We start from the raw sequence: 22936 nt of genomic DNA, 5'->3' as shown, positions 1-22936 counted from the left end.
TCTTGAATTATTTATCTGCTTCCCTGGTCCATCGCTGAACCACACCCTTTGGGGGCCCGGTTCGCCATGCCAGGTAGCTGACTGTGGAGGAAACATGACTCAGACTGCCCATGGCGTCGAATTCAGCCAGCAGCTCTCGGAAAACCCGAAATCTGCTGAGGAGCGTGCAGCCATCCTGGCGAACCCGGGATTTGGCGACTACTTCACCGACCACACCGCCGTCGTCGACTACAAAGTTGACGCCGATGGCAATGGCGGTTGGCAGAATGCCCGGATCGAGCCCTACGGCCCCATCTCCCTGGACCCCTCGGCTGCTGTCCTGCACTACGGCCAGGAAATCTTTGAGGGCCTGAAGGCTTACCGCCACGCCGATGGTTCCGTATGGACCTTCCGGCCCGAAGCCAACGCGGCACGACTGAACAAGTCCGCCCGCCGCCTGGCTCTTCCCGAGCTGCCTGAAGAGTACTTCCTGGGTGCCATCCGCGAACTCGTACAGGCGGACCAGCAGTGGGTTCCGTCCGGAGACGGCGAAGCACTCTACCTGCGTCCTTTCATGATCGCCACCGAGGCCTTCCTCGGCGTCAGGGCTGCACGCGAGGTGTCCTTCCGCGTCATCGCATCTCCCGCCGGCAACTACTTCGGCGGCGAGCTCAAGCCGGTCTCCATCTGGATCTCCCGCGAGTACGCCCGCGCCGGCCGCGGTGGAACCGGTGCCGCCAAGTGCGGTGGCAACTACGCCGCGTCCCTGATCGCACAGCAGGAAGCCGAAGCGAACGGCTGCAAGCAGGTCCTGTTCCTGGACCACTTCAATGACGACGCCGTGGAAGAACTCGGCGGCATGAACGTCTTCTTCGTCATGAAGGACGGTTCACTGGTGACTCCCGCGCTGAGCGGCACCATCCTTGAGGGCGTCACGCGCATGTCCGTCATCCAGGTCGCCCGGGACATGGGCCGCGAGGTCACCGAGCGGAAGATCACCCTGGACGAGTGGCGCGATGGAGTAGCATCCGGCGAGATCACCGAAGTTTTTGCCTGCGGTACAGCCGCGGTGATCACTCCGATCGGTGTCCTCAAGGATGCGACTGAGTCCATCGGCGCCGAGGACGCAAAGGCCGGGGAAACCACCATGGCCATTCGCGGGAAGCTCCTCGGAATCCAGACCGGAACTGTAGAGGACACGCACGGCTGGCTGACCCGGCTGGTCTGATCCTCAGGATTTCCTGGGACAACTGAAACGCACGACGGCGGTCCTGCCCTTGGTTTACAAGCGGCAGGGCCGCCGTTCTGCTTCCCGGACGCCTGCTCACATCCCGCGTGCTTCCTCCCGACGCTTCCTCACATCCCGCGTGCTTCCTTCCGACGCTTCCTCACATCCCGCGTGTTTCCTCCCGACGCTTCCTCACATCCCACGTGTTTGAGCTGGTCGCTTCTTCACATCCCGCGTGTTTCCTTCCGACGCTTCCTCACGTTCCGCATGCTTCCCATCGACGCTTGCTCACATCCATCCCGGCTGCTTCCTTCCGACGCTTCCTCACGTTCCGCGTGCTTCCTCCCGACGCTTCCTCACATCCCACGTGTTTCCTCCCGACGCTTGCTCACGTTCCGCGTGTTTGAGCGGGTCGCTTCTTCACGTTCCGCGTGTTTGAGCTGGTCGCTTCTTCACGTTCCGCGTGTTTGAGCTGGGTCTGATCTGGGTTTGACCGAATCACCGGGAGTCTGATGCTGCCCGCTTGTCGGTAAGTCGCGAGGCCCGACGTCGGCACCCAGGCTGGGTGCCGACGTCTGGGCCTTCCCTCTTGTGCGGCTGAGGGAGGGTTGGGGTTGAAGGGGGTGGGGTGTGAGGGAGGGGTGGGTTGAAGGGGGTGGGGTGTGAGGGAGGGTTTGGTTGAAGGGGTGGGGTGTGAGGGAGGGTTTGGTTGAAGGGGTGGGGTGTGAGGGAGGGTTTGGTTGAAGGGGGTGGGGTGTGAGGGAGGGTTTGGTTGAAGGGGGTGGGATGTGAGGGAGGGTCAGGAGGATGCCAAGATGGGACTGTGACTTCTGAACCAAAGGCGACTCCAGACCACGCGCCCATGGGCGGCTCCTTGCAGCGCAGCAGCGCATTGACGCGCTTCCGGCTTGCGCCCAACCCCGGCCCGATGAGTTTGGACGGCACCAACTCATACGTCATCGGCGCTCCTGGTTCGGGCACATCAGCCGTTGTGGACCCGGGCCCCCAGGATGAACAACACTTGGCCGAACTGGCAGCAGCCGGCCGGGTGGAGTTGATCCTGATAACCCATCGCCACGCCGACCACACTGAGGCATCCGCGCGTTTTCATGAGCTGACGGGCGCTCCGGTGCGGGCGATGTCCCCGGAATACTGCCATGGCGGCGAGCCTCTCCGGGACGGTGAGGTCATCAACGCGGGGGGAGTGGAAATCCGTGTGCTGGCAACGCCCGGCCATACCTCGGATTCGGCGTGTTTCCATCTCCCCGACGACGGTCCCCGAGGATCGGTCCTTACGGGCGACACCATCCTGGGCCGGGGCACCACTGTGTTGGACTACCCGGATGGCCGGCTGGGGGACTACCTTGCCAGCTTGGATAAGCTTGAGGCCCTCGGCGGGGCAACACTGCTCCCCGCCCACGGCCCTGTTCTTCCAGCATTGGACGGGAAGTGCCGCGAGTACCGTGAACATCGGCTGCAGCGTCTTGCGCAGATCAGGGCAGCCCTGGAACAGGTGGGCCAGGACGCAACGATCGCCCAGGTTACGGACGTGGTGTACGCCGACGTCGACCCCTCCGTCAGGTGGGCCGCTGAGACCTCTGTGGCCGCGCAGCTGGAATACCTTCGAAGCTAAGCCGTGACGGTAGGCTTGGGCCCATGCGTATCGCCCGGTTTGTAGTTGATTCTGATCCCCTTTACGGCGTTGTCGAAGGCGAGCCCGGCAGTGAGGAAATCACTGTCATCAACGGCGACCCTTTCTTCAACGGCGTTGAACGTACCCACGTGAAGCACAAGCTGGAGGACGTGCGGCTCCTTGCCCCCATCATTCCCCGCAGCAAGGTCATTGGCGTGGGCAGGAACTTCGCAGAACACGCTGCGGAACTCGGCAATGAAGTGCCGCAGCAGCCGCTGCTTTTCCTCAAGCCGAACACCTCGGTGATCGGCCCGAACGATCCCATCATCCTCCCCGAGTTCTCCGAGGAGGTCTCGTTCGAGGCTGAGTTGTGCGTCGTCATTGGCCGCATCTGCAAGGACGTTCCCGAGGACCGCGCGGATGACGTCATCTTCGGCTACACCTGCGGCAACGACCTCACTGCCCGCGATGTCCAGAAAACGGACCTCCAGTGGGCCCGCGCCAAGGGCTTCGATACCTCCGCGCCGCTGGGACCGTGGATCGAAACCGAACTGGATCATGAGGACCTCTCCATCCAGGGGCGCCTCAATGGTGAGCTCCGGCAGGACGGCAGCACCAACCAAATGATCCGTGGCGTTCGTGAGCTCGTATCGATCGTTTCCCACGCGTTCACGCTTCTTCCTGGCGACGTCATCATGACCGGTACCCCGGCAGGTGTCGGTCTCGTCAGCGAAGGCGACCGTTTTGACGTCGAGATCGAAGGCATCGGACGTCTCTCCAACCCCGTCGTTCGCCGCTAGGCGAGCGGACTGAGCAAAACCACGACGGCGGTGCTTGCCTTTCGTACGAAAGGCAAGCACCGCCGTCGTGCGTCTTCGCCCGGGAAACCGAAGCAGTGGCAAGCGGTAAAGTTGGAACTACTATGACTACTGCTTCTGCGTCCACCGCTGCTTCCAGCGCCATTCCTGCCGTCAACGCCGAGACTCCGGTCCGAGTCCGTTTCTGCCCGTCACCCACAGGCACCCCGCACGTTGGCCTGATCCGCACGGCCTTGTTCAACTGGGCTTACGCGCGCCACACCGGCGGCAAGCTGATCTTCCGGATCGAGGACACCGACTCTGCCCGCGACAGCGAAGAGAGCTACCACCAGCTGCTGGATGCGCTCAAGTGGCTCGGCATCAACTGGGATGAAGGTGTGGAGGTCGGCGGCCCGCACGAACCCTACCGCCAGTCGCAGCGCGGCGACATTTACCAGGACGTCATCGCCAAGCTCAAGGCCGGCGGACACGTCTACGAGTCGTACTCCACCCCGGATGAGATCGAAGCCCGCCACCGGGCCGCCGGACGCGATCCCAAGCTGGGCTATGACGGATTCGACCGCCACCTCACGGAAGAGCAGCTCGCGCAGTTCAAGGCCGAGGGCAGGGAAGCCGTCCTGCGCCTCCGCATGCCGGACGAGGACCTGACGTTCAACGACCTGGTTCGCGGCGAGATCACGTTCAAAGCCGGTTCCGTCCCGGACTTCGCAGTGGTCCGCGCCAATGGTGCCCCGCTGTACACATTGGTGAACCCGGTGGACGACGCGCTCATGGGAATCACCCACGTCCTGCGTGGCGAGGACCTGCTGAGCTCCACCCCGCGGCAGATCGCCTTGTACCGGGCGCTGTACGCCATCGGTGTCGCCGAGTACATGCCGGAGTTCGGCCACCTGCCCTACGTCATGGGCCAGGGGAACAAGAAGCTGTCCAAGCGCGACCCCGAGTCGAGCCTGTTCCTCCACCGCGAACGCGGCTTCATTCCTGAGGGCCTGCTGAACTACCTGTCCCTTCTTGGCTGGTCCTTGAGCGCTGACGAAGACATCTTCACGGTGGAGCAGCTGGTGGCCAACTTCGACATCCACGATGTCCTTGGCAACCCTGCGCGCTTCGACATCAAGAAAGCCGAAGCCATCAACGGCACGCACGTCCGGATGCTTGCCCCCGCGGACTTCGAAGAGCGCTTGGTTCCGTACCTTCGTTCAGCCGGTTTCGTGGGGGAGATCCTTACTCCGCGCCAGGAAGAGATCCTCGCCGAGGCAGCCCCGCTGGTCCAGGAACGCATCACCCTGCTGGGCGAGGCTCCGGAGATGCTTGCCTTCCTGTTCAAGGCCGACGACGCCATCGACATTGCGGACGACGCCCGCAAGGGCCTCCCTGCCAACCTGGAGGAAGTTCTGGACGCGGCCCTCGCCGCTCTGGAACCCATCGAAGAGTGGACGGCGGAGAACATCCAGACCGCGCTCAAGCAGGCTTTGGTGGAGGACCTGGGCATCAAGCCCAGGGCTGCGTTCGGACCTGTCCGCACGGCCATCTCCGGTCGTCGTATTTCCCCGCCGCTGTTCGAGTCGATGGTGATCCTGGGCAAGGATTCCTCGTTGGCCCGCGTTCGCGCTTTCCGCGGCTAGGAGAGGCACCTGTCATGGCGATTGCAACTGCTTTCGGCGCTATCCGCGGTGTCTTGTTCGACATTGACGACACTCTGGTGGACCTGGAATACGCCATGACGACAGCTTTGCGTGACGTCAGCGAACATCTCCTGCCCGGCCTTGACCAGGCCGGGTGGGTGAAGTTCGGCCGGATCTTCACGCACGAAACAACGCATTTCTACGACCGGTACCTTGCCGGTGAGCTGACCTTCAATGAGCAGCGGCTGCTGCGGGGCAGGGCCGCCCTGGGTCACTTTGGCGTGGAACTCGACGACGGCGAGGACGCGCAAGCGTGGGTGGCCGAGTATCACCAACGCCAGACAGCGTACGTTCGCGCCTTCTCTGATGTTGAAGGCGTGCTGGACGCGCTCGATACTGCCGGGATCCCTTATGGGGCTGTCAGCAACAACGTGCACGATTACCAGCGTGCCAAGTTGGACGGCGCCGGCCTGTCGCGGATCGGGATCCTGGTGGGGACGGACACTGTGGGTGTCGCCAAACCTGACCCGGCAATCTACCTTGAGGGCGTGCGCCTTCTCGGCACGGAACCGGGGGAGACACTCTACGTAGGCGACAACCGGCTGCTTGATGCCGATGGTGCCGACGCAGCAGGGCTGGTGGGAGTCTGGCTCAACAGGACCGGCGAAGTGGTGGAAGAGTTCACCGGGCGCCAGGTGGATTCCCTCGCGCAATTGCTGGCCAAGACCCCGACGGCCGCCTGAGTTTTCCGTGTGATGCAGGTAACGGCCCGCCGATTTGTGCAGGTGGCGAGACTCCGGTAGAGTCATTACTCGTGCTGAGGGGCACGGAGGGAAAAGCTGAGGGAAACCAAGGCAGGGAACTCCGGTCCGAAAGTCACTTTGGGATATGGTGTAATTGGCAACACTACGGTTTCTGGTACCGTCATTCTAGGTTCGAGTCCTGGTATCCCAGCTCTGAAATTCCGCGTAAATACGCGGAAAATTCGGAACCTCCGATCCGCGAAAGCGATTTGGAGCGAAGCTGAAAGTATGAAATACTCATTCAGCTTGATCGCCGGAAACGGTGACAAAAAAGTGCAAGGCCCCATCGTATAGCGGCCTAGTACGCCGCCCTCTCACGGCGGTAACGCGGGTTCGAATCCCGCTGGGGTCACAATGAATCCCCCGGAACATGTGTTCCGGGGGATTTCTTTTTGCCCATTGAGCCTGCCCGGCGCTCGTGAACGGGACGGGGCTGGCATGATGATGCTGTGACCGAACACGCAGACCCGCCGGCAGCCCGGAGCAGCCCTGTGCCTCCGAGTGCGGCAGCCGCCGTCGAAACCCTGGAAGCTGCACGCGCCGGACTTGCGGCCACCACCCTTCCTTTGGCGGTGCCCGAAGTGCAGGAGGCCCGCCAATGGATACGGGAGTCCCTGGCGCAGCTCGATGATTACATCATTCCCCGCTACCGCAGCCTGGACGCGCCGCTGCTGGCCGTCGTCGGCGGTTCAACCGGGGCCGGAAAGTCGACGTTGGTCAATGCCCTGGTGGGGTTTCCGGTGACCCGCTCGGGAGCGATCAGGCCTACAACGCGCCAACCGATCCTTCTGCACCACCCCAACGATGCGGAATGGTTCGAAGGACAGAGGATCCTTCCGAACTTGCAGCGGATCCGGGGAACGGTCTCGTCAGTCCCCGTCCCGGCGAACCAGGCCGGCGCGGCCCCCGACGCCCAGGCGATCACCTCGCTGGTATTGCTGGGGCACCCTGCTGTGGCGCAGGGCATTGCCCTGTTGGATGCCCCGGATGTCGACTCCATTTCCGAGGACAACCGCAGACTCGCGGGGCAACTGCTCGCCGCGGCCGACCTTTGGATCTTCGTCACCACCGCCAACCGCTACGCCGACGCCGTTCCATGGCGTCTGCTCCTTGATGCGGCTTCGCGGGACATCACCGTGGCCGTGGTCCTGGACCGTGTGCCGCCGGCAGCTGAGGACGAAGTCCGGACCGACCTGCAGGCGATGCTGGACCGGCAGGGACTTGGGGAGGCGAAACTCTTTGTCGTGCCCGAAAGCGCGTTGGACGGGCTGGGAATGTTGCCGGCGGGAGCGGTGGACCCTTTGCGCCTGTGGCTCGGTGCCTTGGCCGCCAATGCCGCCGGCCGTGCCGAGGTTGCCCGACGGACACTCAACGGTGCCGTCAAGGCCGTGAGTCTTCGCCTGGACAACATAGCCGTGGCAGCGGCCACACAGGACGCTGCAGCCCGTGACCTGGAGGGCTCGTGCTCCGATGAATACGAGCATGCACTGACCCGCATCCTGGAGGCCACCAAGGATGGGGCACTCCTCCGCGGAGAAGTATTGGCCCGTTGGCAGGATTTCGTGGGAACGGGGGAGTTCTTTCGGGCCCTGGAGCAGAACATCGGCCGGATGAGGGACCGCATGGGCGCCTTTTTCCGAGGCGAACCGGCACCGGCTGTAAAGGTGGAGACGGCGATCGAAACAGGGCTGCAGGCAGTGATCCTCGATGAAGCGGCCACTGCTGCTGAAAACGTTGACAGGCGCTGGCGGGCGGACCCGGCGGGCCGCCAACTACTGGGCCACGACGACCTCTCCGGAACCAGCGAAGGCTTCGATGCCAAGGCGGCCGCGGCAATCCGTACTTGGCAGGAAGGCCTGATGGAGATGATCCGGACCCAAGGACAGGGGAAGCGGACCCAGGCCAGGTGGCTGTCCTTCGGGGTCAACGGGCTTGGTGCTGCGCTCATGGTGGTGGTCTTCTCCATGACGGCTGGCCTGAGTGGTCTGGAAATCGGGATCGCGGGCGGCACAGCGGTGGTTGGGCAGAAGCTGCTCGAAGCGGTATTCGGCGAGGATGCTGTCCGTCGCCTTGCCCAGCAGGCCAGGCAGGACCTGCACACGCAGTGCCAGCGCCTGCTGGATGAAGAACGGCTCCGTTTCCTCACCAGGCTCGAGACCGTTCAGCCGGTCTCGGGTCCTGATCTCGCTCTGCACGCCAAGGCCCTCCGCCGGCTGGCAGGGACTGCATGAGCCGCCACAGTCTGGTCCGTGAGTCGTCCGCATTGCAGCGCAGGCTCGAGGCCCTCAATACCGCACGCGAGCTGGCCGAAGGCGTTCTTCCCGATCAGGAACTGCAGTCCGTCTACGACGTTCTGGAGCGGGCAACTTCCCGGCGCTCGTTGTCGGCAGGACATACCGTGGTGGGCTTTTTCGGAGCCACCGGGAGCGGCAAGTCATCCCTGTTCAACGCAGTTTCCGGCAGCGAACTGGCCACCGCGGCTGCGCGGCGGCCCACCACCTCCGAGCCTTTGGCGGGTATCTGGGGTGAGGACGGCAGCGGACCCCTGCTTGATTGGTTGGACGTGAAGGACCGTCATGTACTTCCGCCGGTTACCGGCTTTGCCGACGAGGACAGCGGGCTGGTGCTCCTGGACCTGCCGGACTTCGATTCCACCCGGGTGGAGAACCGGGAGATTGTCCAACGGATGGTTGGCATGGTGGATGTCCTGGTGTGGGTGATGGACCCGCAGAAGTACGCCGATGCCGCGGTGCACAACGACTTCCTCCGGCCCATGGCTACCCACGGCGCCGTCACCTTGGTTGTCCTGAACCAGATCGACAAACTGGTCGCACCGGACGCCGCCGCGGTTCTGGACTCCTTGGAAGGGATCCTCGCACGCGACGGCCTGGAGACCGTCCGCGTGCTGGGCGCGTCGGCGCTGACGGGCGACGGCGTCTCCGCCGTCCGCGGGGCCATCAGGAACGTCGTGGTCCAGCGGGCAGCGACCACGCAGCGCTTGGCAGCCGACGTCGCCAAGGCTGCTGCCGGGTTGTCGAAAGCGTCGGGCGACGGTGAAGCACGCGGGATCAAGGCAAACGCACGGGCCCGCCTTGCATCGGAACTGGCGACGGCGGCGAACGTCCCTGTGGTGGTGGACGCGGTCCAGCGTTCGTTCCAAAGGGAGTCGGCGCGCAGGACGGGGTGGCCGGTCACACGGTGGTTGTTGCGGTTCCGTCCCGATCCCCTGCGGAGGCTGAATCTGGGGCGGAGCGACACCAGGCCCGAATTGAGCCGCACGTCCTTGCCTCCGGCCGGTGCCCCTGAGCGTGCCCGCACGGATGCCGCCGTCCGGGAGTTCGCCGATGAGGCCTCGGCCGGCGCTCCGGGTCCTTGGCGGGCAGCCATTCGCGGGGCAGCGAGGGATGGCCGGGACCAATTGCCCGATGCCTTGGACCAGGCCATTGCCGGAGCGGACCTGAAAACGGCTAAACGTCCCCTCTGGTGGTTGTTGTTCAACACCCTGCAATGGTTGGCCCTCCTCTTGGCGGTCGGCGGGCTGGGCTGGCTCGGAGTCCTGGCAGTCTTGGGCTACTTCCAGATGCCCGTGCCTGAGGTTCCGCGCACGGAGGGGTGGCCGTGGCCCACGTTGATGGTGGCCGGGGGAGTGGCGTTGGGAGTGCTGTTGGCCATTACCGGCCGCATTCTGGGCGGCTGGGCGGCACGCATCAGGGCAGCCGGCGCGGCGAAGCGTCTGAAAGCGGCCGTGGCCGTGGTGGCGGAGCAAAGGATCGTGGAGCCCGTGGGAGTGGAAATCACGCGGTTGAAAGCCTTCAGCGCTGCACTGAAAGCCGCGCGCCCGGATTAGGATTCGCCCGGCCCAAGATGCGCCCGGACTAAGATGCGCCCGGCTAGAGAGCGGCCGCGGCGTCCCTGACTTTGACCAGCGTACGGAGGTTCCGGGTGGTGGTGCTTGCCTTGTAGCGTGGCTTGGCGGAGAGCTTGCTGAACGGGCTGTCCAGGGTGCCGCCTGCAGGTGCCAACCAGGCGGAGGCTTCAGGGCCCAGGCGCACTTGCGTCACGCCCCCCAGTTCTTCGGCTGCTGCAAAGAGCTCGTCAAGCATCGCGGTGTCCGAGGCCAAGGTGATGTAGCTGTGCGTCGACTTGTCATCCGCGGGGTACGGGCAGGCGTCCACAAATTCGGCGACCCTCTGCGCTGTCAGGACAACCACCCAGGCGTCGTAGCCGAAGGAGTCCCGCAGGCACTGTTCGAACCGGGCCTTGACGTCCTTGGCGCTGAGGTCGCTTTGCAGCACCACATTCCCACTTGCCAACAGGGTCTTGACCTTGGTGAACGGGCAGTCCTGGAGCGCTGCCTTGAGGTCGGCCATCTTGATGTTGATGCCGCCCACATTGATTCCGCGCAGGAATACTGCGTAGCTTTCCATGGCTAGTCGTTGTTCTTCCGCAGCGCCTCAGTCAGGACCCGTGCGGCATTGCACACGACTTCGGCGTGCAGGCGTCCGGGCTGGCGGGTGAGCCGTTCTATCGGACCCGAGATGGACACTGCGGCGATGACCCTGCCGGAGGGTCCGCGCACCGGCGCGGAAACCGAGGCGACTCCGGGCTCGCGTTCGCCGAGGCTCTGACCCCAGCCCCGGCGTCGTACTCCTGCCAGGACGGTGGGCGTGAAGCGGGCGTTCTGCAGTCCCTCAAGGAGCCGGTCATGGTCTTCCCAGGCCAGCAGAACCTGTGCTGCGGAACCGGCCTTCATGGACAGCTGCGTGCCTACGGGAATGGTGTCGCGCAGGCCGATGGGACGTTCTGCCGAAGCCACGCATACGCGCCAGTCACCTTGGCGGCGGAAGATCTGTGCGCTTTCGCCCGTGGCGTCGCGAAGCTGGATGAGGACCGGGCCGGCCGAAGCAATCAACCGGTCTTCGCCGGCGGCGGAAGCAAGCTCAACGAGCCTGCTGCCCAGGACAAAGCGCCCTTGGATGTCGCGGCTGACGAGCCTGTGGTGAACCAGTGCCAGGGCGAGCCGGTGAACCGTGGGGCGGGCGAGCCCGGTGGCTGCTACAAGCTGGGCAAGTGTCGTTGGCCCGGCCTCGAGGGCATCGAGTACTTGGGCCGCTTTATCAATGACACCGACTCCACTAGAATTGTCCATGTAATGATATTGCCGTCTCAATATCTGAGATGCAAGTTGTTTCACTGGCCTATTTCGCAAGCGTGCTGGTTCAGTGGATGAAGAACAGTTCAGTGGATGTAAACCATCCGACCGCAGTGAAGGGAGCAAGGCCGTGGGAAAGACACTGGCCGAGAAAGTCTGGGACGCGCACGTTGTGCGCAAGGGTGAAGGCGAAGGAGCCAATGCCCAGCCCGATCTTCTCTTCATCGACCTTCACCTGGTTCACGAAGTAACATCCCCGCAGGCATTCGAGGGCCTGCGCCTGGCCGGCCGAAAGCTGCGCCGAGTGGACCTGACCATCGCCACGGAGGACCACAACACTCCCACGCTGGACATCGACAAACCGATCGCCGACCTCACCAGCCGCACCCAGATCGAAACCCTGCGCGCCAACTGCAAGGAATTCGGTGTGCGGCTGCACTCACTGGGTGACAAGGAACAAGGCATCGTCCACGTCGTGGGTCCGCAGCTGGGCCTGACCCAGCCCGGCATGACCGTGGTCTGCGGCGACTCGCACACCTCCACCCATGGCGCCTTCGGTGCACTGGCCATGGGTATCGGCACGTCGGAAGTGGAGCACGTCATGGCCACCCAGACACTGTCCTTGAAGCCGTTCAAGACCATGGCCATCAACGTCGAGGGCACCTTGCGTCCGGGCGTCACTGCCAAGGACATCATCCTCGCAGTCATCGCCAAGATCGGTACCGGCGGTGGCCAGGGCTACGTCCTGGAATACCGTGGTTCGGCTATCCGTGCCCTGTCCATGGACGCCCGCATGACCATCTGCAACATGTCCATCGAGGCCGGCGCACGTGCCGGCATGGTCGCGCCGGACCAGACCACGTACGACTACATGCAGGGCCGCCCCCACGCGCCGGAAGGCGCGGACTGGGATGCCGCCGTCGAGTACTGGAACACGCTGCACACCGACGCCGACGCGACCTTCGACGTCGAGGTGGACCTGGACGCTGACACGCTTGAGCCGTTCGTGACCTGGGGTACCAACCCGGGGCAAGGTGTTTCCCTCTCGGCCAAGGTTCCGTCTCCCGAAGACTTCGGTGACGAGAACGCCAAGGCTGCCGCTGAGCGTGCCTTGCAGTACATGGGCCTGGAAGCCGGAACGCCCATGAAGGACATCCGCGTGGACACCGTGTTCCTGGGGTCCTGCACGAATTCCCGCATCGAGGACCTGCGCGCCGCAGCGGATATCATCCGGGGCCGGGAGAAGGATCCGAAGGTACGGATGCTGGTGGTTCCCGGATCGGCGCGCGTCCGCCTGGAGGCCGAGGCCGAGGGCCTGGACAAGGTCTTCAAGGACTTCGGTGCCGAATGGCGCTTTGCCGGCTGCTCCATGTGCCTGGGCATGAACCCGGACCAGCTGGAACCGGGGGAGCGTTGCGCCTCAACGTCCAACCGCAACTTCGAGGGCCGCCAAGGCAAGGGCGGCCGCACACACCTGGTCTCGCCCGTGGTGGCTGCAGCGACCGCCGTCCGCGGCACGCTGAGCTCGCCGTCGGACCTTGAGTCCGCCGCCACAGGCACTTTGACCGGAATCGCAGTCTAGGAGGATCCCATGGAAGCTTTCACAACCCACACCGGCATCGGGGTCCCGCTGCGCCAGAGCAACGTGGACACCGACCAGATCATCCCCGCCGTGTACCTCAAGCGAATCACCCGTACCGGGTTCGAGGACGCCCTGTTCGCCGCGTGGCGCAAGGACGAGTCCTTCATCCTGAACCAGGCCCCGTTCAACGCCGGTTCCGTGCTGGTGGCAGGCCCGGACTTCGGTACCGGCTCATCACGTGAACACGCCGTTTGGGCCTTGAAGGACTACGGCTTCAAAGCGGTCCTCTCGTCCCGTTTCGCCGATATCTTCCGCGGCAACTCCGGCAAGCAAGGACTCCTCGCAGCACAGCTTGCGCAGGACGACATTGAACTGATCTGGAAGGTCCTGGAGAACGCTCCCGGTACCGAGGTGAAGGTGGACCTGGTCAGCAAGACGGTCGAGTGCGGCAATGTGGTGGCGCCGTTCGACATTGACGACTACACCCGCTGGCGCCTGCTGGAAGGCCTGGATGACATCGGCCTGACCCTCCAGCACGAAGAAGACATCACCGCATACGAAGCCACCCGGCCGTCGTTCAAACCCCGGACGATCCCGGCAAAAGTCGATGCCCGTTAGCCGCTGACTCTTCATCGGAATTTCCGCTGGCAGAGGACCGCCGGACCCCCTTGTGAGGGTCCGGCGGTCCTTTTTTGCGGGAGTTCGGCCTGGGCCGGATCCGTACGGCGCGGGGCGGGTCCATTTCGGTTCGGTTACGTGAGCTTCTATGCTTAGCTGGAGCCTTTGTAAGTTTGGGGGGCGAGTAGTCGTGAGGAAACCGGTATAGATGAGTAGTGTTCTGACAATCCGCGGTGGGGTCCCGTTAACTGGACGAGTGACCGTTCGCGGTGCCAAGAACCTGGTGCCCAAGGCGATGGTGGCCGCGTTGCTGGGCAGCGAGCCATCGGTGCTGAGGAACGTGCCGGAAATCAAGGACGTCGAGGTCGTCACCAGCCTTCTGAAGCTGCATGGTGTGACTGTCGTCAAAGATCCGGAGTCGGGTGACCTCACCCTGGATCCGAAGGACGCCAAGACGGCCTCCAGCACTGCAATCGACGCACACGCCGGCGATTCAAGGATCCCCATTTTGCTGTGCGGACCGCTGATCCATGCGATCGGTGAGGCCTTCATCCCGGATCTCGGTGGTTGCAAGATCGGTGACCGGCCCATTGATTACCACCTGAATGTCCTTCGCCAGTTTGGTGCCGTGGTGGAAAAGCGCCCCGGCGGCATCCACATTTCGGCCCCCCACGGCCTGCACGGCGCCAAGATTTCCTTGCCCTACCCGTCCGTGGGGGCTACGGAGCAGGTTCTGCTCAGTGCAACGAGGGCCGAAGGCATCACGGAGCTTATTGGTGCGGCAACCGAGCCGGAGATCATTGACCTCATCGCTGTCCTCCAGAAGATGGGCGCCATCATCAGCGTCCAGACTGACCGGACCATCCGCATCGAGGGCGTCAAGGACCTGCGCGGGTACAACCACCGTGCACTCCCTGACCGCAACGAGTCCGCTTCCTGGGCCTCGGCTGCGTTGGTAACCCGCGGCGATATCTTCGTTGAAGGTGCTTCCCAGCGGGACATGATGACGTTCCTGAACACCTACCGAAAAGTGGGCGGCGGAATGGACATCGGCGACGACGGCATCCGTTTCTACCACCAGGGTGGAAAGCTCAGCCCGCTTGTCCTGGAGACGGACGTGCACCCGGGCTTCATGACCGACTGGCAGCAACCGCTGGTGGTCGCGCTGACCCAGGCCGATGGCGTGTCAATTGTCCATGAGACCGTTTACGAGAACCGTTTTGGTTTCACCGAGGCTTTGGCCCGCATGGGAGCAAACATCCAGGTGCACCGCGAATGCCTTGGCAGCGTGCCCTGCCGCTTCGGCCAGCGGAACTTCCTCCACTCCGCGGTGATCTCCGGCCCCACGCCCCTGAGGGGCACCGACATTGACATCCCGGACCTTCGCGGCGGCTTCAGCCACCTCATTGCAGCGCTGGCAGCAACAGGAACCTCCAAGGTCACCGGGATCGATATCATCAACCGCGGTTACGAGCGCTTTACCGAAAAGCTGGCCGCCCTGGGCGCCGATTTCGACATCACCACCATCAAGTAGCGGGGGATCCTTTGAAGGAATCGGCCACGAGCCGTGCCATGTTCATATTGCTGGCGGGCCTTGCCCGTCCGGCGATGAATATGTTGATGGCAAAGAAGTGGGAAGGCATCGGGAAACTTCCCGCGGGCGGTTTCATCGCCGTGCCCAACCACTGCACCGAGATTGATCCCATTGTTGTGGGGCACCTGGTGTACAACCAGAAGCGGCCACCCCACTTCCTGGCAAAAGCGGGGCTCTTCAAGGTGCCCGTACTGGGCAGCCTGCTGCGGGCCACGAAACAGATCCCGGTTGAACGCTCGACGGCGGGTGCGAACCGCTCGCTGCAACTGGCCAAGGAGGTGGTGGACGCCGGTGGCGCCATCATCATCTATCCCGAGGGGACCCTGACCAGGGATCCCGACCTGTGGCCGATGAAGGGCCACACCGGGGCGGCCCGCCTTGCCCTGCAAACAGGAGCACCGGTAGTACCCATGGCCCATTGGGGCGCACAGGAGGTCTTCCCCCGGTACGCCAAGCGCTTCCATGTCTTTCCCCGGAAGACCGTCCGCGTGCTGGTGGGTGAACCTGTGGACTTGAGCTCCTTCGCCGACCGGCCACTCGACCGGGCCACGCTCACCGAGGCCACGGACGTGATCATGGACGCCATCACAGCCCTCCTGGAGACGCTTCGTGGCGAAAAAGCGCCGGCTGAACGCTGGGACCCCGCGCTCCACAAACAAAGCAAGCATGGCCGTTTCGTTGAGGGGGCACCCTCCGAGACCCAGGATCCGGAGGCCGGCAAGTGACCGTGATCGAAAGCGCCGGTTTCGTTCCCGGCACTGTGGCCGTTCTGGGTGCAGGGTCCTGGGGCACCACGTTCGCGAAGATCCTGGCTGACGCAGCCATTGCGGCCGGTGTCGAGCGCAGCATCCGCATCTGGGGGCGCCGCGCCGAAGTAGTGGAGCAGATCAATACACTTCACCGCAACGAGCAGTACCTGAAGGACATTGACCTCCCGGCCACCATCACGGCGTCCACGGATGTGGCGGAGGTGCTGAAGGATGCCACCCTCGTGGTGCTCGCTGTACCTGCACAGTCGTTGAGGCCGCAGTTGGGTGACTGGAAACCGCTGTTGTCGTCCGACGCCGTGGTTGTTTCCCTCATGAAGGGCCTGGAACTGGGCACGGACGCCCGCATGAGCGAAGTCATTGCGCAGGAACTTGGTCTTTCGGAGAGCCGCGTCGCTGTGGTTTCCGGACCCAACCTGGCCATGGAAATTGCCAGGGAACAACCGACTGCCTCCGTTGTTGCGTGCAGCGACGCCGATACGGCGGCTGCTATAGCCCTGTGCTGCACCGCGCCCTACTTCCGCCCCTACACCAGCACGGACGTGGTGGGCGTCGAGATCGGCGGCATCGTCAAGAACGTGATTGCCCTGGCGGTCGGAATCTGCGAGGGCCGGCAAATGGGCGACAACACCAAGGCGTCAGTGATAACCCGCGGACTCGCGGAAACGTCCCGGCTGGCTCTTGCCCTGGGCGGCGAAGCCCACACCATGGCCGGACTTGCCGGACTCGGAGACCTCGTGGCCACGTGCTCGTCTGCGCTCTCCCGGAATCACACTGCCGGCCGCCTGCTGGGTGAAGGCCTCAGCCTGGTGCAGGTGGCCGAACAGATGACCCAGACCGCTGAAGGCATCAAGTCCGGCCCCGCCGTGCATGAACTGGCGGGGAAACTGAATGTAGAAATGCCCATCACCGCAGCCGTAGTGGCCGTGCTTGAAGGCAGAATGTCCGTTGATGACCTGGGGCCGCGCTTGCTGGCCCGGGCACTGAAGTCCGAAGGCGACTACTGATGGTGACTGAAGAACCCACACCCGTGAAGGAGAAACCCCGCGTGGCGATCCTCTTTGGGGGCCGCTCAAGCGAACACGCTGTCAGCTGCGTCACGGCAGCTGGCGTCATGGGAGCCATCGACACCAACAAGTACGAGGTCATCCCTATCGGCATCGCGAAGTCGGGCCAGTGGGTTTTGGCTTCGGGAGATACCAGCCAGTGGTCCTTGAGCTCCAGGTCGCTTCCCGAGGTGGCAGCGTCAGGGCAGACTGTGACGTTGGCCGAAGTCGGCGGTGAGCACCAATTGATCGTCACAGAGCCCAACGCCGTCCCCCGGGAGCTGGGCTCCGTTGACGTCGTGTTCCCATTGCTGCATGGCCCGTGGGGTGAGGACGGAACAATCCAGGGCCTCTTGGAGTTGTCCGACACGCGCTACGTAGGCGCAGGCGTCCTGGCCTCCGCAGTGGGCATGGACAAGCACTTCATGAAGGTTGTCTTCGAAGCCGCCGGGCTGAAGGTGGGTCCCTACGTAGCTGTGACGGACCGCGAATGGGTGACCGACGCCGAGGCCGTGCGCAAACGCGTGGACAAGCTTGGTTTCCCGGTGTTCGTCAAGCCCGCCCGTGCGGGTTCTTCCATGGGAATTTCGAAGGTTGACTCCCTGGACGGCCTGGATGCCGCCGTCGAGGAAGCCCGCCGCCATGACCTGAAGCTCGTTATCGAAGCCGGGATCGTGGGACGCGAAATCGAGTGTGCCGTCCTGCAAGGACGCGGCACCGACGCTCCCCGCACGTCAATGCCCGGTGAAATTGCCGTGGCGGCCGGGGAACACGATTTCTACGACTTCGCTGCCAAGTATGTGGAGGACGGGGCCGCCGCACTCAGCTGCCCGGCCGACATGCCCGACGAAGCCATTGCCCGCGTCAGGGAACTGGCCGCCGTCGCTTTCGACGCCGTAGGCGCGGAAGGCCTCAGCCGTGTGGACTTCTTCTACACCCCGTCCGGCGAGCTGATCATCAACGAGATCAACACCATGCCTGGCTTCACTCCCAAGAGCATGTACCCGCAGATGTGGGCAGCCTCCGGACTGTCCTACGCCGAATTGATCGATGAACTGATCCACTTGGCGCTGACCCGGAAGACGGGCCTGCGCTAAGCTCACGATGCTTGGGCACTGCCTGCCTCGGCAGGCGGCGCCCAAGCATCGCCGCTATTTGCCTGTCGGCAGGTTCTGCAGGTCTTCCTGGCCTACGCACTTGCCGCTGGCCTTGATTTTTCCGACGGCGGCGGCGAGCTCGGTCAGGACAGTTGCGGAGCTGATGTTGGCAGCCTCCAGTTTGACCGGGTCGACCAGGATTTCCGTGGCGGGCTCGCGGCCGAATGTGGTCAGCGTGTACACGGGGTCGCCCTCCTTGATGACCCAATCGATGTTATTGACGCTGACACAGCGGTCCGTCGTGGGTCCGGGGACATTCACACCACAGCGCAGGATGATCTGGGACGGATCGCCCCATGCTGCCGTCGCCTGGCTGTTGGTCTTGCGGAGGGCAGCATCGCCGATCTTGTCGGGCAGGGCCACCATCATGGGGGCGCAGGCAGGGTTGGCGGCGTCCGCGGCAGCAGTGACGTCAACGGCAGGTGAACAGGCCGACAAAGCGAGCACGGATGCAGAGGCCAGGGAAATGGCCATGGCAGTCCTGTGGAGGGTCTTTCGATGCATCCTTCCAGCCTATCCCGCATGGACTGCCTGCCCGACGTGGGTAGCGTGGGTCACATTCCCGCGAAGCCGCCGCAGGGGCAGCCCGTCATTATTGTGTCGGTGGATCGCGATAGCGTAGAACCGTGCCCGCAGAACAAGTGACCGTCCAAGACCTTTCGGAGTCCGAGCTCCTCGCCCGGATCTTTCCCCGGCTGAACAGCAGCCCCGGCGTCCTGCTGGGACCCGGTGATGATGCAGCCCTCGTAGCGGCCCCGGACGGCCGCACCCTGATTTCCATAGATACCCAAACGCAGGACCAGGACTTCAGGCTGCAGTGGAACAACGGCTACAGGACCAGCGGCTACGACGTCGGCTGGAAGGCCGCGGCGCAGAACCTCAGTGACATCAATGCCATGGGAGGCACTGCCACCTCGCTGGTGGTGAGCCTGACCATGCCGCCGTCCACTCCCGTCGATTGGGTGGAGGCTTTTGCGGACGGCCTCACTGCAGCCATCGTCGAGCTGGGGGCACCGGACTGCTCTGTTGCCGGAGGGGACCTCGGCCGGGGCCGCGAACTCGCCGTGACGGTCGCCGTCGTCGGAACTCTTGCCGGAATGGCGCCGGTGCTGCGCTCTGGCGCCCGGCCAGGGGATGTGGCGGCGGTTGCCGGCACGCTCGGCCGGGCAGCCGCAGGCTGGGCGCTGCTTGAAAGCGATGTCCCGCTTGAGAAGCTTGACGAGGAGCTGCGGGGTTTCGTGGGGAACCAGTGCAGGCCTCTTCCGCCGCTGGCAGCAGGACCGCTTGCAGCGAGGGCCGGCGCCACTGCAATGCTGGACATCTCCGACGGTCTGTTGCGCGACGGCGCCCGGCTGGCCACCGCCAGTGGTGCCGTGCTGGACTTCGATCCCATCGCGTTGAAAAAGTATGCCGCCGTGCTGGAACCGGCAGCTGCCTTGCTGGGTGCCGACGCCATGGCATGGGTCCTTGGCGGGGGAGAAGACCACGGCTTGCTGGCCACGTTCCCAGCCGGTATTCAGCTGCCGCAGGGCTTCACTGCGATAGGCTCAGTTCAAGCCGTTGTCGAGCCGCCAGGCAGCGGCGTCCGGATTGCCGGGCATGCTGCTGACACCGTTGGATGGGATCACTTTGCAGACTAAGATCGCCGCGAATGCGCACGCCATGAAACGTTGGCTCGGCAAGGCGGAGGTGGTCCTCGGAAACCACAGCGACCGCCTTAATGCGATCAACATCTTTCCCGTCGCCGACGGCGACACGGGCACAAACCTGTATCTGACAGTCCGTGCTGCCGTTTCTGCCTTGGATGAACCTGCCGTTGCGGCGTCAGAATCAGGCCACGATGTTGGCGCGGTTCTGTCAATGGCCGGCCAGGCAGCCATGGAGCAAGCGCGGGGGAATTCGGGAACGTTGTTCGCGGTCTTCCTGTGCGCGGCCGCTGAACCTTTGGCAGGCAAAACACGCCTTAGTGCCCCGCTCCTGGCTACCGCACTTAACAGGGCCCAGATACGTGCCTGGTCCGCGCTCAGCGAGCCCGTGGCCGGAACCATGCTTTCAGTCCTGGAAGCCGCCGCCCATGCCGCACAGCGGGTCGACGCAGAGCAGGACGGCGACGACAGCAACCATGCGCTGGGGTTGTCGCTCGATGCCGTGGTGGAAGCTGCCTACCAAGCCGTTCTTCGCACCGAGGATGAGCTCGCCCAGTTGCAGGAAGCGCACGTGGTCGACGCCGGCGGCGTGGGCATGCTCCTGGTATTGGACTGTCTTCGTTCCGCAGTGCTCGGCGAGGAACTGCAGGACGAAATGCTGGACAACCTGCACGGCTACAAGCTGCAGGATCCACACATCCATGAGCACATGCCGGCAGATGACGGCGTGGAGGTCATGTGCACCATCAGCCTTTCCCCGCTCAACGCTGCCATCCTGCGGCAAAGGCTGGATGAGATGGGCGACTCCGTCATCATGAGCCAGGTCGGGGGTGCCCGGAACGACGACGACGATGACGAGGAATCGCCGATGGAGGCCAGTTACCGTTGGCGTGTCCACGTCCACGTTCCGGATCCCGCTCCGGCCGTGGAACTGATCCGTTCGCTCGGGGAACCGAGCGATATCGCCGTCAGCCAGCTTGCCCTGCCCCGGCATGATTCAGGCCAGCCACGGCATGATTACTGAACTGGAACTGCCCCTCGAACGCAGGATCGGTAAGCGGTCCGCGGCAGTTATCGATAAACACCTGGGCCTCAAATCAACCGGTGCCCTGCTGAACTACTTCCCGCGGCGTTACCTGAGCCGCGGAGAGCTGACGCCCATCAGCAACCTGCCGTTGGACGAGGAAGTCACGCTCATCGCCCGCGTCCTGTCCAACAGCACCCGCCAGATGCGCGCCCGCCGTGGTTCCATCACAGATGTCGTCGTCACCGATGAAGCCGGCGGAAGCGGTGTCGCGGGGACCCTGAAGGTGAGTTTCTTCAACGGGTTCCGCGCCAAGGCGGAGCTGCTGGCCGGTCGCCGGGCCATGTTTTCGGGGAAGGTGACACGCTACGGTGGGGCTCTTGGCCTGACCAACCCCGACTTCCTGTTGCTCGACGAGGACCCTGAAGCCGAAGGCTCCGTGGACCCTGCGAAGCTGGCCGCCATGCCTATTCCGGTGTACCCGGCGACAGCCAAACTGACCAGTTGGTCCATTCACAAAGTGATCACTGCGCTCCTGCAGACCATGGACCTTGACGGGCTGGAGGACCCGATCCCGGCGCATCTTGCCGGGAGGGACGGTTTGCTGAGCGTCGCTGAGGCGTATCGGCTGATCCACTCGCCGGAGACCCCCAAGGACTGGCAACGGGCGCAGGAACGATTCCGATACCAGGAAGCTTTGGTCCTGCAGACTGCCTTGGCGAGGAGGCGCGCCCAGCTTGCGGCCGAGGAAGCCACAGCCAGGCGACCGCTGCCCGGGGGCCTCCTCAGCACCTTCGACCGGAACCTCCCGTTCACGCTGACCGCCGGCCAGTCCGCCGTCGGAAAGACCCTGGCCGAGGAGCTGGGTCGGGATACGCCCATGAACCGGCTCCTGCAAGGCGAAGTGGGTTCCGGCAAAACAATCGTTGCCCTGCGCGCCATGCTCCAAGTCGTGGATGCCGGAGGCCAGGCCGCGCTCCTCGCACCCACCGAGGTCCTTGCCGCCCAGCATTTCGATTCAATCCGCCGGACCCTGGGCCCACTTGCCCGCGACCATATCTTTGGCGGGGCAGGCATGCTCGGCGGAGACTCCGGGCAGCAAGCCGTCCAGGTAACCTTGCTGACCGGTTCCATGCCCACCGCGGCACGAAAGCAGGCAATGCTTGATGCGGCGTCCGGGAATGCCGGGATCGTCATCGGCACGCATGCCCTGCTGAGTGACAAGACGAGTTTCCAGGATCTCGGCCTGATTGTGGTCGATGAGCAGCACCGCTTCGGGGTGGAGCAGCGCGATGCCCTCCGGGCAAAAGCACAACGTCCTCCCCACTTGCTGGTGATGACCGCAACTCCCATTCCGCGTACCGTCGCCATGACTGTGTTCGGTGACCTTGAGACCTCCATCCTCGACGAGCTTCCCGCCGGACGAGCCCCTATCTCCACGCATGTGGTGGGGCTCTCGGAAAACCCGGGTTGGGCTGACCGCATCTGGAAGCGGTCGCGCGAGGAAGTCGACGCGGGACACCAGGTCTATGTGGTGTGCCCCAAGATCGGATCGGACGACGACGGCGACTTCAGTCCCGGCGAATCGGAACCGAGCGAAGCGGAACTCCAGGACGAGGGCGGGGCGAGGGAGCTCGCGTCGGTGACTGCCGTCGTCGAGGGCCTCCTGCAGGAGCCGTCCCTGGCTGGTGTTCCAGTGGCACCCCTGCACGGACGGCAGGATCCGCAAATGAAGTCTGAAACCATGGCGTCTTTTGCGTCCAATGAGACCAAGGTCCTGGTTTCCACCACTGTCATCGAAGTGGGCGTGGATGTCCACAATGCCACGTTGATGGTGATCCTTGATGCTGACCGTTTCGGCATTTCCCAGCTCCACCAATTGCGGGGACGTGTGGGGCGCGGCGGGCTTCCGGGCACGTGCCTGCTGGTGACCACCCTGGAGCCCGGGCATCCGAGCCGGCGCCGCCTGGAGGCGGTTGCGTCCACTACCGACGGTTTTGAATTGTCGCAGGAGGACCTCAAGCTGCGCCGTGAAGGTGACATCCTGGGGGCTTCACAGTCCGGCGGACGCTCCACTTTGAAGCTGCTCCGGGTCCTTGAGCACGAGGACATCATTGCCCGTGCAAGGGCCGACGCCCAGTCCCTGGTGGCGGACGATCCCGCGTTGGCGGACCAGCCCGCGCTTGCCGCCGCGATAGATCAGTACCTGAACCCTGAGAAGGAGGCGTTCCTTGAACGCGGTTAGAAGCCCCGGCAAAGGCCCG

The 22936-nt window shown here is 64.0% G+C and carries 19 protein-coding genes and 2 tRNA genes; 18 read left to right on the top strand and 3 right to left on the bottom strand.

The window, feature by feature from the left end; all coding sequences use genetic code 11:
- Window positions 1-94: 94 nt before the first annotated feature.
- The 9 genes from PYR64_RS11225 (at window position 95) to PYR64_RS11185 (ending at window position 9933) form a co-directional block, all read left to right on the top strand.
- A complete protein-coding gene (locus tag PYR64_RS11225; protein WP_018776249.1) occupies window positions 95-1207 on the top strand; it encodes a branched-chain amino acid aminotransferase in 1113 nt (370 codons plus the stop codon).
- Window positions 1208-2069: 862 nt separating this feature from the next.
- Window positions 2070-2840 (top strand): MBL fold metallo-hydrolase, encoded by a 771-nt coding sequence (locus tag PYR64_RS11220; protein WP_275779937.1) that lies wholly within the window; start codon window positions 2070-2072, stop codon window positions 2838-2840.
- 23 nt (window positions 2841-2863) lie between these two features.
- The gene (locus PYR64_RS11215; protein ID WP_018776247.1) at window positions 2864-3640 is read left to right on the top strand and encodes a fumarylacetoacetate hydrolase family protein; all 777 of its coding nucleotides are present in this window, start codon (window positions 2864-2866) and stop codon (window positions 3638-3640) included.
- 122 nt (window positions 3641-3762) lie between these two features.
- Window positions 3763-5283: a glutamate--tRNA ligase gene (gene gltX / locus PYR64_RS11210; RefSeq protein WP_275775247.1), complete on the top strand. Its 1521-nt coding sequence runs from the start codon at window positions 3763-3765 to the stop codon at window positions 5281-5283.
- Between the two features lie 14 nt (window positions 5284-5297).
- A complete protein-coding gene (locus PYR64_RS11205) occupies window positions 5298-6026 on the top strand; it encodes an HAD family hydrolase (protein WP_275775245.1) in 729 nt (242 codons plus the stop codon).
- 139 nt (window positions 6027-6165) lie between these two features.
- Window positions 6166-6237, top strand: a tRNA-Gln gene (locus PYR64_RS11200).
- A 128-nt stretch (window positions 6238-6365) separates the two neighbouring features.
- Window positions 6366-6438, top strand: a tRNA-Glu gene (locus PYR64_RS11195).
- A gap of 97 nt (window positions 6439-6535) precedes the next feature.
- A complete protein-coding gene (locus tag PYR64_RS11190; RefSeq protein ID WP_275775243.1) occupies window positions 6536-8317 on the top strand; it encodes a dynamin family protein in 1782 nt (593 codons plus the stop codon).
- Window positions 8314-9933: a GTPase gene (locus tag PYR64_RS11185; RefSeq protein ID WP_275775241.1), complete on the top strand. Its 1620-nt coding sequence runs from the start codon at window positions 8314-8316 to the stop codon at window positions 9931-9933. The genes PYR64_RS11190 and PYR64_RS11185 overlap by 4 nt, the downstream gene beginning before the upstream one ends.
- A gap of 43 nt (window positions 9934-9976) precedes the next feature.
- On the opposite strand, the gene PYR64_RS11180 is transcribed toward PYR64_RS11185, so the two are convergent.
- A complete protein-coding gene (locus PYR64_RS11180; RefSeq protein ID WP_275775239.1) occupies window positions 9977-10513 on the bottom strand; it encodes a DUF1697 domain-containing protein in 537 nt (178 codons plus the stop codon).
- Window positions 10514-10515: 2 nt separating this feature from the next.
- Window positions 10516-11235: an IclR family transcriptional regulator gene (locus tag PYR64_RS11175; protein WP_014922101.1), complete on the bottom strand. Its 720-nt coding sequence runs from the start codon at window positions 11233-11235 to the stop codon at window positions 10516-10518.
- A 133-nt stretch (window positions 11236-11368) separates the two neighbouring features.
- On the opposite strand from PYR64_RS11175, the gene leuC reads away from it, so the two are divergent.
- From leuC to PYR64_RS11145, 6 genes are all read left to right on the top strand, one after another.
- Window positions 11369-12820, top strand: coding sequence for a 3-isopropylmalate dehydratase large subunit (gene leuC, locus PYR64_RS11170; RefSeq protein WP_018776241.1), 1452 nt, complete (start codon window positions 11369-11371; stop codon window positions 12818-12820).
- A gap of 9 nt (window positions 12821-12829) precedes the next feature.
- Entirely contained in the window at window positions 12830-13438 is a 609-nt protein-coding gene (leuD, locus tag PYR64_RS11165) for a 3-isopropylmalate dehydratase small subunit (protein WP_018776240.1), read from the top strand.
- Between the two features lie 208 nt (window positions 13439-13646).
- Window positions 13647-14972 (top strand): UDP-N-acetylglucosamine 1-carboxyvinyltransferase, encoded by a 1326-nt coding sequence (gene murA / locus PYR64_RS11160; protein ID WP_026266908.1) that lies wholly within the window; start codon window positions 13647-13649, stop codon window positions 14970-14972.
- An 11-nt stretch (window positions 14973-14983) separates the two neighbouring features.
- Complete coding sequence (locus PYR64_RS11155) at window positions 14984-15757, top strand: lysophospholipid acyltransferase family protein (RefSeq protein WP_026266907.1); 774 nt, start codon at window positions 14984-14986, stop codon at window positions 15755-15757.
- Complete coding sequence (locus tag PYR64_RS11150; RefSeq protein ID WP_052247230.1) at window positions 15754-16806, top strand: NAD(P)H-dependent glycerol-3-phosphate dehydrogenase; 1053 nt, start codon at window positions 15754-15756, stop codon at window positions 16804-16806. Before PYR64_RS11155 ends, PYR64_RS11150 begins: the two co-directional genes overlap by 4 nt.
- Window positions 16806-17942 carry a D-alanine--D-alanine ligase family protein gene (locus PYR64_RS11145; RefSeq protein ID WP_275775232.1) on the top strand — a complete coding sequence of 379 codons (1137 nt, stop codon included), beginning with the start codon at window positions 16806-16808 and terminating at the stop codon, window positions 17940-17942. Before PYR64_RS11150 ends, PYR64_RS11145 begins: the two co-directional genes overlap by 1 nt.
- Window positions 17943-17996: 54 nt before the next feature.
- On the opposite strand, the gene PYR64_RS11140 is transcribed toward PYR64_RS11145, so the two are convergent.
- Window positions 17997-18506, bottom strand: a complete 510-nt coding sequence (locus PYR64_RS11140; RefSeq protein WP_026266905.1) for a DUF3515 family protein — start codon at window positions 18504-18506, stop codon at window positions 17997-17999.
- 122 nt (window positions 18507-18628) lie between these two features.
- Here PYR64_RS11140 and thiL point away from each other — a divergent pair, with 122 nt between their 5' ends.
- From thiL to PYR64_RS11125, 3 genes are read left to right on the top strand one after another with little or no spacing between them, the layout of a single operon-like run.
- Window positions 18629-19642: a thiamine-phosphate kinase gene (thiL, locus tag PYR64_RS11135; RefSeq protein ID WP_020608502.1), complete on the top strand. Its 1014-nt coding sequence runs from the start codon at window positions 18629-18631 to the stop codon at window positions 19640-19642.
- A 22-nt stretch (window positions 19643-19664) separates the two neighbouring features.
- Entirely contained in the window at window positions 19665-20672 is a 1008-nt protein-coding gene (locus PYR64_RS11130) for a DAK2 domain-containing protein (protein ID WP_275775229.1), read from the top strand.
- Window positions 20662-22917: an ATP-dependent DNA helicase RecG gene (locus tag PYR64_RS11125; RefSeq protein WP_193591125.1), complete on the top strand. Its 2256-nt coding sequence runs from the start codon at window positions 20662-20664 to the stop codon at window positions 22915-22917. The genes PYR64_RS11130 and PYR64_RS11125 overlap by 11 nt, the downstream gene beginning before the upstream one ends.
- Window positions 22918-22936: the final 19 nt, after the last annotated feature.

This window comes from Paenarthrobacter sp. Y-19 (genome assembly GCF_029223985.1).
Lineage (GTDB): Bacteria > Actinomycetota > Actinomycetes > Actinomycetales > Micrococcaceae > Arthrobacter > Arthrobacter nicotinovorans.
This window is presented reverse-complemented; position numbering and strand designations above follow the sequence as displayed.